The 14,878-nt window shown below is 58.9% G+C and carries 15 protein-coding genes; 12 read left to right on the top strand and 3 right to left on the bottom strand.

Annotated features, from left to right (window positions below):
- Window positions 1-2: 2 nt before the first annotated feature.
- Complete coding sequence (gene gatA / locus M5J09_RS08765; protein ID WP_257157600.1) at window positions 3-1,487, top strand: Asp-tRNA(Asn)/Glu-tRNA(Gln) amidotransferase subunit GatA; 1,485 nt, start codon at window positions 3-5, stop codon at window positions 1,485-1,487.
- Between the two features lie 117 nt (window positions 1,488-1,604).
- Here gatA and M5J09_RS08760 read toward each other — a convergent pair whose 3' ends face one another.
- The gene (locus M5J09_RS08760; protein ID WP_257157599.1) at window positions 1,605-1,895 is read right to left on the bottom strand and encodes a hypothetical protein; all 291 of its coding nucleotides are present in this window, start codon (window positions 1,893-1,895) and stop codon (window positions 1,605-1,607) included.
- Between the two features lie 57 nt (window positions 1,896-1,952).
- Here M5J09_RS08760 and M5J09_RS08755 point away from each other — a divergent pair, with 57 nt between their 5' ends.
- Window positions 1,953-2,147: a hypothetical protein gene (locus M5J09_RS08755; protein WP_257157598.1), complete on the top strand. Its 195-nt coding sequence runs from the start codon at window positions 1,953-1,955 to the stop codon at window positions 2,145-2,147.
- Between the two features lie 450 nt (window positions 2,148-2,597).
- On the opposite strand, the gene M5J09_RS08750 is transcribed toward M5J09_RS08755, so the two are convergent.
- On the bottom strand, window positions 2,598-2,921 hold the full coding sequence (locus M5J09_RS08750; RefSeq protein WP_257157597.1) for a hypothetical protein: 324 nt from the start codon (window positions 2,919-2,921) through the stop codon (window positions 2,598-2,600).
- 48 nt (window positions 2,922-2,969) lie between these two features.
- On the opposite strand from M5J09_RS08750, the gene M5J09_RS08745 reads away from it, so the two are divergent.
- The 6 genes from M5J09_RS08745 (at window position 2,970) to M5J09_RS08720 (ending at window position 11,305) form a co-directional block, all read left to right on the top strand.
- Window positions 2,970-4,343, top strand: coding sequence for a DHA2 family efflux MFS transporter permease subunit (locus M5J09_RS08745; RefSeq protein WP_257157596.1), 1,374 nt, complete (start codon window positions 2,970-2,972; stop codon window positions 4,341-4,343).
- A 22-nt stretch (window positions 4,344-4,365) separates the two neighbouring features.
- Window positions 4,366-5,397, top strand: coding sequence for an ATP-dependent 6-phosphofructokinase (locus M5J09_RS08740; protein WP_042533211.1), 1,032 nt, complete (start codon window positions 4,366-4,368; stop codon window positions 5,395-5,397).
- 32 nt (window positions 5,398-5,429) lie between these two features.
- On the top strand, window positions 5,430-7,028 hold the full coding sequence (locus M5J09_RS08735; protein ID WP_257157595.1) for an aspartate:alanine exchanger family transporter: 1,599 nt from the start codon (window positions 5,430-5,432) through the stop codon (window positions 7,026-7,028).
- A 43-nt stretch (window positions 7,029-7,071) separates the two neighbouring features.
- Entirely contained in the window at window positions 7,072-8,577 is a 1,506-nt protein-coding gene (gene gatB / locus M5J09_RS08730; protein WP_042530574.1) for an Asp-tRNA(Asn)/Glu-tRNA(Gln) amidotransferase subunit GatB, read from the top strand.
- A 55-nt stretch (window positions 8,578-8,632) separates the two neighbouring features.
- Window positions 8,633-9,688, top strand: a complete 1,056-nt coding sequence (locus M5J09_RS08725) for an NAD(P)-dependent alcohol dehydrogenase (protein WP_144792096.1) — start codon at window positions 8,633-8,635, stop codon at window positions 9,686-9,688.
- A 204-nt stretch (window positions 9,689-9,892) separates the two neighbouring features.
- Window positions 9,893-11,305: a hypothetical protein gene (locus M5J09_RS08720; RefSeq protein WP_257157594.1), complete on the top strand. Its 1,413-nt coding sequence runs from the start codon at window positions 9,893-9,895 to the stop codon at window positions 11,303-11,305.
- On the opposite strand, the gene M5J09_RS08715 is transcribed toward M5J09_RS08720, so the two are convergent.
- Window positions 11,302-11,991: a LysE/ArgO family amino acid transporter gene (locus M5J09_RS08715; RefSeq protein ID WP_257157593.1), complete on the bottom strand. Its 690-nt coding sequence runs from the start codon at window positions 11,989-11,991 to the stop codon at window positions 11,302-11,304. The two genes, M5J09_RS08720 and M5J09_RS08715, sit on opposite strands and share 4 nt — an antisense overlap.
- A gap of 70 nt (window positions 11,992-12,061) precedes the next feature.
- On the opposite strand from M5J09_RS08715, the gene M5J09_RS08710 reads away from it, so the two are divergent.
- The 4 genes from M5J09_RS08710 to M5J09_RS08695 all read left to right on the top strand — a co-directional run bounded on the left by M5J09_RS08710 (window position 12,062) and on the right by M5J09_RS08695 (window position 14,854).
- Window positions 12,062-12,946 (top strand): LysR family transcriptional regulator ArgP, encoded by an 885-nt coding sequence (locus tag M5J09_RS08710; RefSeq protein WP_070536625.1) that lies wholly within the window; start codon window positions 12,062-12,064, stop codon window positions 12,944-12,946.
- Between the two features lie 28 nt (window positions 12,947-12,974).
- The gene (locus M5J09_RS08705) at window positions 12,975-14,006 is read left to right on the top strand and encodes a DoxX family protein (protein ID WP_257157592.1); all 1,032 of its coding nucleotides are present in this window, start codon (window positions 12,975-12,977) and stop codon (window positions 14,004-14,006) included.
- 93 nt (window positions 14,007-14,099) lie between these two features.
- Window positions 14,100-14,537 carry a hypothetical protein gene (locus M5J09_RS08700; RefSeq protein WP_257157591.1) on the top strand — a complete coding sequence of 146 codons (438 nt, stop codon included), beginning with the start codon at window positions 14,100-14,102 and terminating at the stop codon, window positions 14,535-14,537.
- A complete protein-coding gene (locus tag M5J09_RS08695; protein WP_042530587.1) occupies window positions 14,534-14,854 on the top strand; it encodes a transcriptional regulator in 321 nt (106 codons plus the stop codon). The genes M5J09_RS08700 and M5J09_RS08695 overlap by 4 nt, the downstream gene beginning before the upstream one ends.
- Window positions 14,855-14,878: the final 24 nt, after the last annotated feature.

Raw genomic sequence — 14,878 nt, 5'->3', positions numbered from 1 at the left:
ACATGGCACAGTTCATCGCGCCCGCTGAGGGCCTTACCGCTCTGACCGCCGCCGAGTTGGCTCAGAAGATCCATTCCCGCGAGCTCACCTCCCGTGAAGTTACCCAGGCTTTCTTGGACCGAATCGCGGAGACCGATGGCGAGCTCAACGCCTTCTTGCACGTGGGTGCTGAGGAGGCACTTGCGGCTGCCGACGCCGTTGATAAGTCTCTCGATGCTGGTGAGGAACCTGCATCCGCCTTGGCCGGTGTGCCGCTGGCGCTCAAGGACCTGCTCGTGACGACGGATGCTCCAACGACCGCCGCCTCCAAGATGCTCGAGGGCTGGGTTTCGCCTTATGACGCAACGTTGGTGAAGAAGCTGCGCGAGGCTGGCATTCCGATCCTGGGTAAGACGAACCTCGACGAGTTCGCCATGGGTTCCTCCAACGAGAACTCCGCCTTCGGTCCGGTTCACAACCCTTATGACACTGAGCGCACCCCGGGTGGCTCCGGTGGTGGTACTGCAGCCGCCCTTGCTTCCGGCCAGGCTCCGCTGGGCATCGGTACCGACACGGGTGGTTCCATCCGTCAGCCCGCCGCGCTGACCAATACCGTTGGCGTCAAGCCGACCTACGGCACCGTCTCCCGCTACGGCCTCATCGCCGCCGCAAGCTCCCTGGACCAGGCCGGCCCGACCGCCCGCACCGTACTGGATACCGCGCTACTGCACGAGATTATTGCCGGCCATGATTCCTTTGACGCGACCTCTGTGGATAAGCCGGTCGCACCGGTCGTCGAGGCCGCAAAGGAAGGCGCAAACGGTGACCTTTCCGGCGTCAAGGTCGGACTCATCAAGCAGTTTGAGCGCGATGGCTGGCAGGCCGGCGTCATGGAGGCTTACCACGCCGCCGTTGAGCAGCTGAAGTCCCAGGGGGCCGAGATTGTTGAGGTTGACTGCCCGCACTTCGATGACGCTCTGGCCGCGTACTACCTCATCATGCCGTGTGAGGTCTCTTCCAACCTGGCCCGCTTTGATGGCATGCGTTATGGACTCCGCGTGGGCGATGATGGCACGCACTCGGCAGAGGAGGTCATGTCGTTGTCTCGCGCTGAAGGCTTTGGACCTGAGGTTAAGCGCCGCATCATGCTGGGTACCTACGCACTGTCTGTTGGCTACTATGATGCCTACTACTTGCAGGCACAGCGCGTGCGCACTCTCATCGCTCAAGACTTTGAGCGTGCTTTCGAACAGGTTGACGTCCTGGTGTCTCCGACCACCCCAACTACCGCCTTCAAGCTGGGGGAGAAGGTTGAAGATCCGATGGCAATGTACAACTTCGACCTGTGCACCTTGCCGCTCAACCTCGCCGGCCTGTGCGGCATGTCGGTGCCATCCGGCCTGGCCTCGGACACTAATCTGCCGACCGGCCTGCAGATCATGGCTCCGGCGTTCAAGGATGACCGCCTCTACAAGGTAGGCGCTGCCTACGAAGCGGGCCGCGAGTAATACGCTTCGGTCTACCTGTAGCTGGCCTATACCAGTAACACGCAGAAGCCGGTGGTCTCCCGCAGGCATGGGAGACCACCGGCTTTGATGTGCTAGGTCATAGTGTTAGCGTTGCAGCTAATCTGCCCCGAAGAATCCTTGGCGTCGCTTCAGATCCCATGCTCCGGACGGTTGCTTCTCACAGTAGTACCAAAGGTCATCGTCCCAATAGTTCTTCTTGTCAGCCTCGAATAGGCACTCTTGCTCGGAATTGAATACTCGGACCGTTTCGCCCCAAACAATTCCTTGGGGTGATACTTCGGTCGCTGGATTGGGGACTGCAAGGGCATGTTCTGCTGCGGCGGCAGCAGGGGCAGATGCGGAAAAAACTAGTGTGGTGACAACGGTGGCAAAGAAAAACTTCTTCATGTTAGGTATCCTCCTTATTGATAGTTATACCACACTGTAGAGAGGCGTGTATCACACATGGATGACAAGACCCTATTGGCAGTTCTGTCGAAGTCTCGCGAATTTATATCCCCTGAAGCTTCCCCATGTACTGCTCAGTTAATTGGAGTTATCGAAGCGGATATTGATGCCGGAAATGAGTTAGACACGAATAGGCTCCTTATGCATTTAGTAGTCGCGCTAGCAAAAATCGAAAAAGCCGCTCGCTCCTAGCGTAAATCGAGTTATTTGTGTAGAGGCCCGTTATGCGGCCCTCACGTGTCCTGGGGGTAAGTGCGGCATTGCCGTCAATTCACAACGGGCGCCGCGACCCGCCCGGGCGTGAACGCGTTGCAAAGGCGGATTAAGATTTTCGCCTCTAGGAAGTTGGGGAAGCGATGTGTCTTTAAGATCTGGCGGGCTAGGGCTTATATTTTCTCAGGAAGTGAATATGCGTCAAGAGCTGGGCAAACACAGTTTGTAAAAAATAAAATTGCTTAAGGCTTTACATTTGCATAGTCATGAGTTAGAGTGAACTTAGTGATTGCATCTGCTGGGTGCGGATCACACTGTGAGAGAGACAAAATAAAACGCCCTTCGCGCGCTTACCCCTTTCCGGCGCGCGTCGGGCGTTTTATTTATGTAGGTTTGCAGGATTTTGCCTGGCGTTTTTACCTGGCGCTCTTACTGGGCGTCGGAAAGCGCGTAGGCGGCACCGGCACTGGCGGCAGTAACGGCGAGGACCGAGGGCCAGGCGCCGATTTTCTTAGCAAGCGGGTGGGAGAGGCCAAAAGCGCCTGCGTAGAGCGCAGACAGGCCGGCGGTAGTGGCGGGGTTTGTCTTAGCCCACCAGCTGCGACCCGCCCACACGCCAGCGGCGGTGAGGATGACGCCGCCGAGAGGGCGGATGCCGGTTTCTTTCGCGGTTACCCAACCGCCGATAAGGCCGAGAGTCACGGTGGTGGCAGTGGATACGTCCTGTGGTTTCTTAATATCAATCATTCCCATGCCGCCCAGTGTAGGCCCGTGTCCGAAGCGGTGGCTAGACTTCGCTGCATGAATCAACCCATTGCGCTTCCACCTGAACGTCAGGCCTGGCGGGCCATGGCCGCGCTGTCCCTGGGATTCTTCATTTCCTTGCTGGATCAGACGATGATTGCCGTTGCGCTACCTGAAATTCTTCGCGCATTCGATGCCAACGTGAACCACGTCCTGTGGGTTTCAGCCATTTATCTGTTGGCGGTCGTCGTACCGCTCTTGTTTACCGGCAGGCTCGGGGATATCTATGGGCAAAAGAAGATGTTTCAGCTGGGCGTCGGGCTGTTTGGTGTGGGTGCGCTGCTGTGTGCGTTAGCACCCAGCGTGGAGTTTCTCATTGCGGCACGTGCTGTGCAGGGCTTCGGCGCCTCGATTCAGATGCCCCAGACAATGGCGGTGATTAATAGGGTCTTTGCCCGTGAGCGACGTGGTCGTGCCCTTGGCGTGTGGGGCATTGTTGGCTCGGTAGCGTCGCTAGCGGGTCCGTTATTGGGCGGCTTTGTGGTGGCCAGTTTTGGCTGGCAGGCCGTGTTCTGGGTCCATATTCCCTTTGTGGTCCTAGCAATTGCGCTGGCTGGCGCGTGGGTGCCTGCGTTGCCAACGACCGGGAGGAAGATTGATTATGTCTCCGTGGCGGCGTCGTTTGTTGCGCTGAGCTGTCTTGTCTTCGCCGTACAGCAGGGGCCGGAGACGGGGTGGCCATGGTGGATCTGGGCACTTCTCGTGGTAGGCATCGCGGGAGTTGGTGTCTTCATCACATTGCAGCAGCGTAGTCGTGATCCGCTTGTTCCCTTGGAGCTTTTTGCTGATCGCAATTATTCGGCCGGGTCAGTGGCGATTGTGGCGATGGGATTCATGGCTGCTTCGATGATGATTCCCATCATGATGTGGCTGCAGGGAACGCAGGGACTTTCGGCCCGGGATGCCGGACTCATTGTCACACCGATGGCGCTGGTCTCCCTCGGCGTGTCGCCTTTGGCGGGAATTCTTGCGGACAAGCTCGACCCGCGGCGGCTTGCAGCAACTGGTTTCGGCGTCCTTATCGCGACGTTTATAGGGATGTGGTTCCTGATGCACGCGGGTGTGGCGGCGTGGTGGCTGAGTGTGCCGTGTGCTGCGCTGGGCGCTGGGCAGTCCTTCATTTGGGGCTCGAATGCCGCCACGTCGATGCGGGACATTGAGCCGCAGCTCATGGGAGCTGCGTCAGGTGTCTACAACACCTCGCGGCAGGTGGGATCAGTAATTGGCGTGGCCGCGGTTTCTGCCGTCATGCAAGTGACCGGGGTGGCGAACTCCCTGGTTGTCATTATCGCCATGCTGGCGGTGGGGTGGGGCGCGTCACTCTTCTTCCGAGACACCCTGCATGTAGTCCCCGAAACTGCACACCTATAGGGAAGCGAGTAGATTGGAAACCATGCGTCTTGCTGTACTGACATCCGGTGGTGATTGCCCCGGTCTGAATGCTGTTATCCGCGCGGTCGTTCGTACCGCATCCAACGAGTTTGGCGATACGGTCGTCGGCTACGAGGACGGTTGGGTTGGTCTTATGGAGGATCGCCGCCGGGACCTTTACGACGACGCTGAAATCGACCGCATCCTTTTGCGCGGCGGCACCATTCTCGGTACGGGTCGCCTGCACCCAGACAAGTTCAAAGCAGGCCTCGATACCATCAAGGCCAACATGGCCGATGCAGAGGTAGACGCCCTTATCGCCATTGGCGGCGAAGGCACCCTCAAAGGCGCGAAGTGGCTCTCGGACAATGGCATCCCTGTAGTTGGCGTACCGAAGACGATTGACAATGACGTCAATGCCACGGACTACACCTTCGGATTCGATACCGCAGTATCTGTGGCTACCGACGCGATCGACCGCCTTCACACCACCGCGGAATCCCACAACCGCATCCTCATCGTTGAGGTCATGGGCCGCCACGTGGGCTGGATTGCATTGCACGCGGGTATGGCCGGCGGTGCGCACTACACCGTGATCCCCGAGGTTCCTTTCGACATCGCGGATATCACCAAGGCCATGGAGCGCCGTTTCCAGATGGGTGAGAAGTATGGCATCGTCTGTGTGGCTGAGGGCGCGCTGCCGAAGGAAGGCACCATGGACTTCGAAGAGGGCGGAGTGGATCAGTTTGGGCACAAGACCTTCAACGGAATCGGCCAGGTTATTGGTGACGAGATTAAGAAACGCACCGGCTACGACGTTCGCACGACGGTCCTCGGCCACATTCAGCGTGGTGGTACCCCGACCGCCTATGACCGTGTCCTCGCTACCCGCTACGGCACCCATGCAGCGCGTGCAGCCCACAACGGTGAGTCGGGCATGTGCGTAGCCCTGCATGGCGAAAACATCGACCTCGTCCCGCTGGAAGAGGCCGTCGGGCAGCTCAAGGTGGTTCCGGAGAAGCGCTACGCCAACGCGCAGGCCCTGTTTGGTTAAACCCCGGTCCGGACCACAATTTAAAGGTAGTGATGACGAGCGTTTTAGCGTACTTTGCTGAGCAACCAGTCCTCTTGGTATTCCTGCTCATCGGTGTAGGAATGGCCCTCGGCAGTATTAAAACCCGCGGCATCAGTCTCGGCGCGGCTGCTGTGCTTTTTCTGGGCATCGCCTTCTCCGCGGCAGCCGCGGCAGTCGGGGTAGAGGCCTCAGTTCCTCCCATACTGGGCATGTTTGGCTTGGTGCTGTTTGCGTTTGGCATCGGCAACAACGCTGGTGTGTCCTTTTTTAAGTCTCTTAAGACCGCGACGGGCCCAGTCCTCTCCATGATCGCGGTATTCATCATTGCCGCGATCGCCGCATGGGGCTTGGGTACATATGTCTTTGATCTGTCGACTGCAACCATTGCCGGTGCATTCGCTGGTGCTGTGACAAACACCCCGGCGCTGGCAGCGGCGTCCGAAGCCACGGGCGATCCAAGCGCAGCCACGGTGGGTTATGCCGTAGCGTACCTTTTTGGTGTCATCGGGATGTTGGCGGCGACGGTGCTGGTGCTTCGGGACGCCGGCAATGACGACGACACCTTGTCTCCTGTCACGCGCCAACACATGCAGTTGCAGCGCGAGACCTCGATTGCTGAGCTCGCAGACTTCGGTAATGGGGAAGTTCAGGTTACCCGCCTGCGCCGCGTGGGCAGCAATGACATCGTCATCCCAAAATACTTTGACGTCCTGCATCCAGGAGATGTGGTGACGCTGGTGGGAGCACCGGAGGTCCTCGACAACATCATCGAGCATGCGGGGCGTGAATCGCCGCAGATTCTTAATGATGATCGCCATGACCTGGATTTCCGCCGCATTACCATTTCGGAACATAACCTGGCAGGCCAGACAATTGCGGAGCTCAACAACCGGCTCGCAGATGGATGGGGAGCCCGAATATCTCGAGTTCGTCGCGCTGATAATGACCAAGTGGCTATCCCGGAGCACATCGTGGAGCTGGGTGACCGCGTGCGCGTTGTCGGACCTAAGAGCGCACTGCGGGATATTTCAAAATTTCTCGGTGACTCTTCCCAGGGTTTGACCGATATCAACCCTGTGTCCCTCGGGTTGGGCCTGGCCTTGGGCATATTCTTGGGCCACATCGACATTCCGATTCCCGGTGGCTCATCCTTCAACCTGGGTGCAGCGGCGGGCGTGCTCATCGTGGCCCTCATCATGGCCCGAATTGGCCGTATTGGAAACACGGTGACCGCCTTGCCGCATTCGGCGAATACCATCTTGGCTGAACTGGGCCTCCTGCTGTTCCTTGCCCAGGCCGGCACTAATGCCGGAAGTGAGATTGCGAGTGCGTTTACCGGCGGCTCGTGGTGGAAAATTCTCCTCCTCGGAGCCATCGTGACCACCATTGTGGCGGCGGGGTATGCCTTCGTCCTGCGTAGGTTCCTCCACGTTGGTGCTACGAAGACCGCTGGTGCCTTGGCAGGCGCGCAAACGCAGCCTGCTGTCCTGGCTTTTGTCAATAACCGCACGAACACGGATCAGCGCGTGGCGTTGGGCTATGCCATGGTGTATCCAGCGGCGATGATTGCCAAAATTCTCATTACCCATGCCATCACGGTGTTGGGCTAGCCGGTTGCGCACGGAGTCGTGCTGACATACTAAGATGGCACGCATGACTGCTGCGATGTATGACCTGATGGATTATGACGAGGTCCTAGAAAAGTTCGAGCCCGTTATGGGCATGGAAGTCCACGTGGAGCTCAACACGGAGACCAAGATGTTTTCCACGTCGCCCACCAACTTCAACGCAGCCCCCAACTCCAATGTTGATCCGGTCTCTCTTGGTCTGCCGGGAGCCCTGCCCGTCGTCAACTCCAAGGGTGTAGAAGGAGCCATCAAGATTGGCCTTGCGCTGAACTGCTCCATTGCGGAGTCTTCGCGCTTTGCCCGCAAGAACTACTTCTACCCAGACCAGCCGAAGAACTACCAGATTTCCCAGTACGATGAGCCGATTGCGTACGACGGATACCTGGACGTCGTCCTCGATGACGGTACCGAGTGGCGCGTTGAGATTGAGCGCGCCCATATGGAGGAGGACACCGGCAAGCTCACTCACTTGGGCGGTGCCGACGGCCGCATTCACGGTGCCACCTCCTCGCTCGTGGACTGCAACCGCGCGGGCATTCCGCTCATTGAGATTGTGACGAAGCCGATCATTGGTGCGGGCGAGCGTGCGCCCGAGGTTGCCCGTGCCTACGTATCCGCGCTGCGTGAGCTTGTTGCGGCGCTGGGTGTGTCCGATGCCCGCATGGATCAGGGTTCGATGCGTGTGGACTCCAACCTTTCCCTGCGTCCGGTGGGCCAGGAGGAGTTTGGTACCCGCACGGAGACCAAGAACATCAACTCGTTGCGCTCGGTAGAGCAGGCCGTGCGTTTTGAGATGCAACGCCAGGCGCAGGTGCTTGTCGATGGCGGCTCGATCGTCCAGGAAACCCGCCACTACCAGGAAACGGACGGCTCCACCTCGAAGGGCCGCCCGAAGGAGACCGCGGAAGACTACCGCTACTTCAACGACCCGGATCTTCCACCGGTGATTGTGTCCCGCGAGTGGGTCGAGGAGATTCGTGAGACCCTACCGGAGATGCCGTGGATTCGCCGCGCCCGCATCCAGGAGGAGTGGGGCCTTAAGGATGAGGAGATGCGTGACCTGGTCAACGCTGGTGCGCTTGACCTCATCATTGAGACCGTCGAGGCCGGCACTACTCCGGACGAGGCTCGCTCCTGGTGGGTGTCCTACCTGACGGGCAAGGCTAACGAGTCCGGTGTGGAGCTTAACTCTCTGAGCATTACCCCAGCACAGGTTGCCCGCGTGGTCGAGTTGGTCAAGGAAGGCAAGCTCACCACCAAGCTGGCGCGCCAAGCCGTGGATGGCGTACTGGAAGGTGAGGGTGACGTCGATGAGGTCGTCGCCAAGCGCGGGCTCGAGGTTGTTCGCGATGACGGCGCCATTGAGAAAGCAGTTGATGACGCGCTTGCAGCCAACCCGGACATTGTGGAGAAGTACAAGGCCGGCAACAAGAAGGTGACCGGAGCCATCGTTGGTGCCGTGATGAAGGCTACCCAGGGTAAGGCTGACCCGGGCCAGGTGAACAAGCTCATCGCAAAGAAGCTCTCCTAATTGGGAGTAGTTTCCGTTATGCGAGGTCAGGCGGCCACGGAGTACCGTGGTCGCCATGACTATTCAAGCGAAAGTACTGCAGAAAACCGGACCCACTGAGCCTTTCAAGGTCGTAACGATTGAGCGCCGCGACCCCCGCGCCGATGACGTCGTCATCGACATCAAGGCGGCCGGTATCTGCCACTCCGATATTCACACCATTCGCAATGAGTGGGGAGAGGCGCACTTTCCGCTCACCGTCGGTCACGAGATTGCTGGTGTGGTGTCCGCCGTGGGCGCGGACGTCACTAAGTTTAAGGTCGGCGACCGCGTAGGCGTTGGCTGTTTGGTGAACTCCTGTGGTGAGTGTGAACAGTGCCAGGCCGGTATGGAGCAGAACTGCCTCAACGGCAACGTCGGTACCTACAACTCCAAGGACGTCGACGGCACCATTACCCAGGGTGGCTATGCCGAGAAGGTTGTCGTTAACGAGAACTTCGTTCTTTCCATCCCGGATGCCCTTGATTTCGACGTGGCCGCACCGCTGTTGTGCGCAGGCATCACGACGTACTCCCCGCTGGCTCGCTGGGATGTCAAGGAGGGCCAGAAGGTGGCCATCGTGGGACTCGGTGGCCTCGGCCACATGGGTGTGCAGATCGCAGCCGCCAAGGGGGCGGACGTCACCGTCATTTCCCGCACCTCCCGCAAGGCCGAAGAAGCGAAGGAGCTGGGTGCGTCCCGAACTTTGGCAACCACGGAGGAAGAGGACTTCTTCAAGAACCATCGCGGCGAGTTTGATCTGATTCTGTCGACCATCTCTGCTGAGTACGATCTCGAGGCCTACTTGGGCATGCTCAAGCCGCGCGGCATCATGTCCGTCGTCGGCCTTCCGCCGGAGGCACTGCCGCTGCGCCTGCGCAGCATCGTCGGCGGCGGCAAGGTTCTGACCGGTAACAACATCGGTGGTATCGCAGAAACTCAGGAGATGCTTGATTTCTGCGCTGAGCACAACCTCGGTGCGGTCATTGAAAAGGTCGGCGTCGATGAGGTTGATGACGCTTACGAGCGAGTTGTAGCCGGCGATGTGAAGTTCCGCTTCGTTATTGACACAGCAACTTTCGCCGACCACTAAGACAGGCAGCTCTGGTGTGACCTATGCCTACGGCTGCGGTGACTTTGCTCATGCATGAAAGTAAATTGGAGCAAAATCTCGGCTGCCGGATACTGGCTTTCTTATCTGACCCGCGTACCGTGGGATTAGTCCTGCGCCATACTTCTGACGGGAGGTATGGCGCGTTTTTATTCCCTCAAGAACTAGATAAGAAGATAGGAAAACGTGTCGTATAAAAACGTCGTGGGCATTGCCCTGTCCTTTATCGGCCTGCTCGTGGGAGCGGGCTTCGCTACAGGCCAGGAGGTTGTCCAGTACTTTACGTCCTTTGGAATCAACGGCATCTGGGGCATTGTTGTTGCCGGCCTCGTGATGACTCTGGCCGGAACTGTGTTCCTGCAGCTGGGAAGCTACTTCCACGCCAATGAGCACAACCAGGTGTTCCGTAACATTACTCACCCGTTTATTTCGCGCATTCTCGATATTGCGGTGATTCTCACCCTGTTCGCCGTGGGCTTCGTCATGCTCGCTGGTGCCGGATCCAACTTGCAGCAGCAGTTTGGTTGGCCCGCGTGGATCGGCTCGCTCATCATGCTCGTCATGGTTCTCGTGGCCGGCATGCTGGATGTGGACAAAGTCTCGCAGGTCATCGGCATGCTGACGCCGACTATCATCATCGCCGTTTTGTTTGCCGGCGGCTACACGCTGATGCACATGCCGGCTGATGTTTCCGCTGCCATCGATGCTTCTGCTGCAGTAGAGTCCCCGATCTCCAACTGGCTGGTCTCCGCCCTCAACTACAACGGTTTGGCTCTCATCCTCGCAGTGTCCATGTCCCTGGTTATTGGTGGCGATAACATCTCTCCACGTGAGGCGGGCCTCGGCGGCATCGTGGGTGGTGCCGTCTACGCGCTGCTCATGGGTATCGCGGGATTCACCCTGCTCATGAACGCGGAGGACGTTGCGGGTTCTGACATCCCGATGCTGACCCTGGTGGACAATATTCACCCGACGCTCGGCGTCATCATGGCCATCATCATCTACCTGATGATTTTCAACACGGCCATCGGCATGTTCTATGCGCTGGGCAAGCGTTTGTCTTCGGGCAATGAGTCTAAGTACCGCATCATTTTCATCGCTGGCTGCCTTGCCGGTTTCGCGGTTTCTTTCGCGGGATTCAAGTCCCTCATGCAGTACGTTTACCCGGTGCTGGGCTACATGGGCATCGTCCTCGTGGTCATCCTGGTTATTGGCTGGTTGCGTACGCTGAGCACCATCAAGGATGAGGGGCTGCGCCGCGAGCGCATTCGCGCGCTGCTGCATCTGAAGCTGCACCCGGACACTGATTATGATGCCGAGCGCTATGACGACGAAATCGGCCAGCAGATTGCTGATTCCAACGTGGACGATGAGGCCCTATTCGAGGACCTCGTTTCGGAGGTCGTCGAGGAGCTGCACTCCGATGACGACGTGGACTTCGACAAGGAGGAGTGGGAGGAAAACCGTAACGATCACTCCTACTACACCGAGCGCGACGCCGTGGAGCAAGACCGCAGCGAGGAAGAAATCAAGGCGTGGGTTGAGGCAACCGGCGCCGTGGGCGACCCCACTGAGGACGATGAGGCTGCCAAGAATTAGTGCAGTAGCAGCTTGGCGGTAAGCCCCAGCATGACGAAGCCGATGACGATGTTGACTATGCGCCACGTCATCGGCTTCGCCAGTACGTGGGACAGCTTGTAGGCGCCGAAGCCGAGAGAGGGGAACCAGACGGCACTAGCAAGGACAGCGCCTGCGGCAAAGATCCAGCGCTGATCGCCGTACTGGTTAGCAATACCGCCGAGCATCACGAGGGCATCGACATAGGCCAGGGGATTGAGCCAGGTCAGGGCCATCGCGCCCATGACCGGCTTGACCCACGACGTTGAGCGAATCCGGGGGCGGATCTTTGTCAGCACGGAGCCGCCCGGAGCTGTGGTGTCTCCACCGTTGGCTTCTACTGAGGCGGCAACGGGCTCGCTCTTGTGAACGACCAGCGCTTCCTGTTCTTTCTTAAACGCATCACGGAAACAGGTGAATCCGAAGTAGATGAGGTATGCCGCGCCGAGATATTTCACCACGGTCAGCGCAGTGGGGAAGCGCTCGACAAGGTAGCCCACGCCGGCGGTTCCGGCGTTGATGAGGATGACGTCGGAAAGCAGGCAGGCCAGCAGAATCGCGCCAACATGATCCCGTTTGATGCCCATCTTGATGATGTAGGCGTTCTGCGGTCCGATGGCGATGATGAGGGACAATCCCAGCGCAAATCCTGCGAGCACTACTGACATGGCATTAAGTGTGCGGGGAAACGCATATGAAGTCCAGTTAAGTGTTCTACAGTTGGTTTAAAATAGCTTCATGAACCCGCTCCACACCGAAACTCTGCTGGCCATTGTTGACGAAGGCTCTTTTGAGGCCGCCGCAAGTGTGCTAGGAATCACACCCTCGGCCGTCAGTCAGCGCATCAAAGCGCTTGAGGTCTCAACCGGTCGAATTCTCCTGCGCCGCGGCAACCCCGTCACTGTGACCGAAGCGGGGGAGATCGTGGCCCAGGCGGCGAGGCGTATGGCGCTTGTTCAGGCAGAGGCTGATGCCCGCCTCACAGCAAGGCTTGCGCGTGTGCCGTTGACCGTGGCTATCAACTCTGATTCACTCGCCACGTGGTTCCAACCCGTGATTCAAAAGACCGCCGCGCGTGGTGAGGCTGCCTTGCGCATTCGTATTGAGGATGAGGCGCGCACGTTGGCTATGCTGCGACGAGGCGATGTTTTGGGTGCGGTGACCCGTGAGCAGACTCCGGTGTCAGGCTGCGAGTCAACGTACCTGGGGACGATGCGGTACTTTGCGGTGGCCGCGCCCAGCCTGGCGGAGAGTTTCGAGGACTGGGATACCCTGCCCATCGTTGGCTTTGGTCCGAATGATGCGACCCTCGATGATGCGATGCGCGAGCGCTTCATTGACTCCCGGGTTCTGCGGGCCCGGGTGTCGCAGATTCCCTCGTCAGAGTCCTATGTTGAGGCCGTGCGCTATGGGCTGGGCTGGGGGCTCGTGCCGCGCTTGCAGGCACAACCTTTGTTGAACTCAGGGGCGCTAGTGCTTCTCGACGACTTCCCCCTCGACATCGACCTCTACTGGCAGCGCTGGCGTCTGGAATCTGAGGTGTTGGCGGACCTCACCGCGGATGTTCTTGCCGCTGGCCGTGCGGTTTTAGCTTCGCGCCGCGCCGACGAGAATGCACCATAAGCTCGCCATACTGGCTTAAGTTGGAGGCATGAGCGATAAAACTCCAGATAAAGCATTCGGCATTGATGACGATATTCCCACCTACACCGGCTCTCATTCCGCTTCTGGGACTGGCTCCAATTCTGTGAAGGCGAGCGAGGCTGCCGTAGAATCTGCAGCTGAAGGCAAGCCTGAGCCTAAGAAGAGCCGTCTTTTTCAGCGCGCTGGGCGCGCGGAGCCAAAGGTGATTAAACCCAAGCCTGCTGAGACTGCCACCACTTCTTCTACCACTCCCGCCACCGAACCTGGTGCCGATGCTAAGACTGAGACTTTTGAGAGCCAGTCTTCGGATTCCCTGTCTTTCGACAGCGCTGCTGCGGACCGCACCGCGGCAGTAGATTCGACGAATGCCGAGACCACCGCGTTCCCGCGGGCAGAGGCTACCGCTGATACTACTGCGATGCCGGAGGCGGCTACGCACGACGAGGTTCCGAGCACGGTGGCTGTCGCCGACTCGGCCGTTGAGTACGATGCCACCGAGACAACAGAGGAGCCGAAGCCGGCACGCCGCGGCACCATGGACTTTGGCCTTCTCTTTGTGCGCTTGGCTCTAAGCGTCTACCTGCTTGTGGCAGGTGCCTCCACCTTCTTTAAGCTTGGTGGCAACGAGGGGCTTGCGGGGCTGGAGAGCGAGTACGGCGAGTACGCCATGTCAGCAGCGCTGGCCATCGGGGTTCCAACGGTTCAGCTTATCGCTGGTGCCTTCCTCCTGCTTGGCCTCGTGACCCCGCTGGCGGCCATGTTCGGCCTCATCGTGACCGGCTTTGACGCGATTCACGGTCTTAATGCTTCCGGTGATGGCCTCGATGTCTTCGCGTGGAACGAGAGTGTCTGGCTGGGTCTTGTCCTTTTTGTCATCGCAGTAGCTCTGCAGTTCACTGGCCCGGGTTTCATCTCCCTCGACTTCAACCGCTCCTGGACGCGCCGTCCGTTGGCGACTTCCTGGGTGTTTGTGATTATTGGCGTCGCGGCGCTGGTTGCCATTTGGTGGTTTGGCGCCGGTGTTAATCCGCTGAACTAAACACGTCCACGCACCCACCTTGTTGTTTTCCATTGCGTAAAGTAAGTTGATTTCCGTAATGGAAAACAAGACGTGGAAGGGTGAAGACAGCACATGGTGAACCAGGATATTCAGGACGCATTAGCGTTTGAGGAACAACAGCAGGCAGCCGCAGCGAAGCGGCCGCCCATCTGGGTGAGCCTGCTCGTGGCTGCGGCCTACGGCGCCTGGTTCGCCTACATGTGGATTCAGGTCGATGTCCACCCGCTTGTTCTCGTGGGCGGGCTTCTTCTCGTTGTTGGCCTCCTGGTGGGGCTGGCCTTCTTTTACCGCTCAGGGGTGCGGGATTCGATGCGGCAGAAGGTGGATCCGAATGCTGGCCGGAGTGTCAGCCGACGCTACTTTGCGGGCGTAGGTTTTATGATTCTGCCGACGCTCTTCACTCCCTTCGTCGAAGGACACGTTGTTGCCTCGTGTATCGCGGGTGTGCTGTGTGCCGCGGCGACCTTTTGGACGCTGCACACCGGCGCGATGGATCGGATGCCGCGATGAGCGGACTTGATCCGGCTATCCACCCGCTCAACCGCTTTAAAATCTGTGCCACGCTCAACGCGTTCGGCGCCACGCAGGGCGGTGAAGTTAACCGTGAGATGAAATTTGCCGTGCTGCGTGACCGTACGGAGCTCTCGGACGCCACCTTGTCCAAGCAATTGGGGGCCCTAGAACAGGCCGGCTACGTGACCCGCTTTCGGGAATACGGTGCTAGCCGTGCCAAAGACTCGGTGTGGGTTGCGCTCACGGAAGAAGGTAAAGCTGCTTTCGACGGTCACCTGGCGGCGCTCAAGGACTTGGCTGGGGACCGAATGTGAACACAGTCTTCGATGCGTCAGCGG

The organism is Corynebacterium sp. BF-R-2, assembly GCF_024586525.1.
Lineage (GTDB): Bacteria > Actinomycetota > Actinomycetes > Mycobacteriales > Mycobacteriaceae > Corynebacterium > Corynebacterium singulare.
The sequence above is the reverse complement of the archived record's forward strand: the minus strand, read 5'-3'. Positions and strand labels throughout refer to the sequence as shown.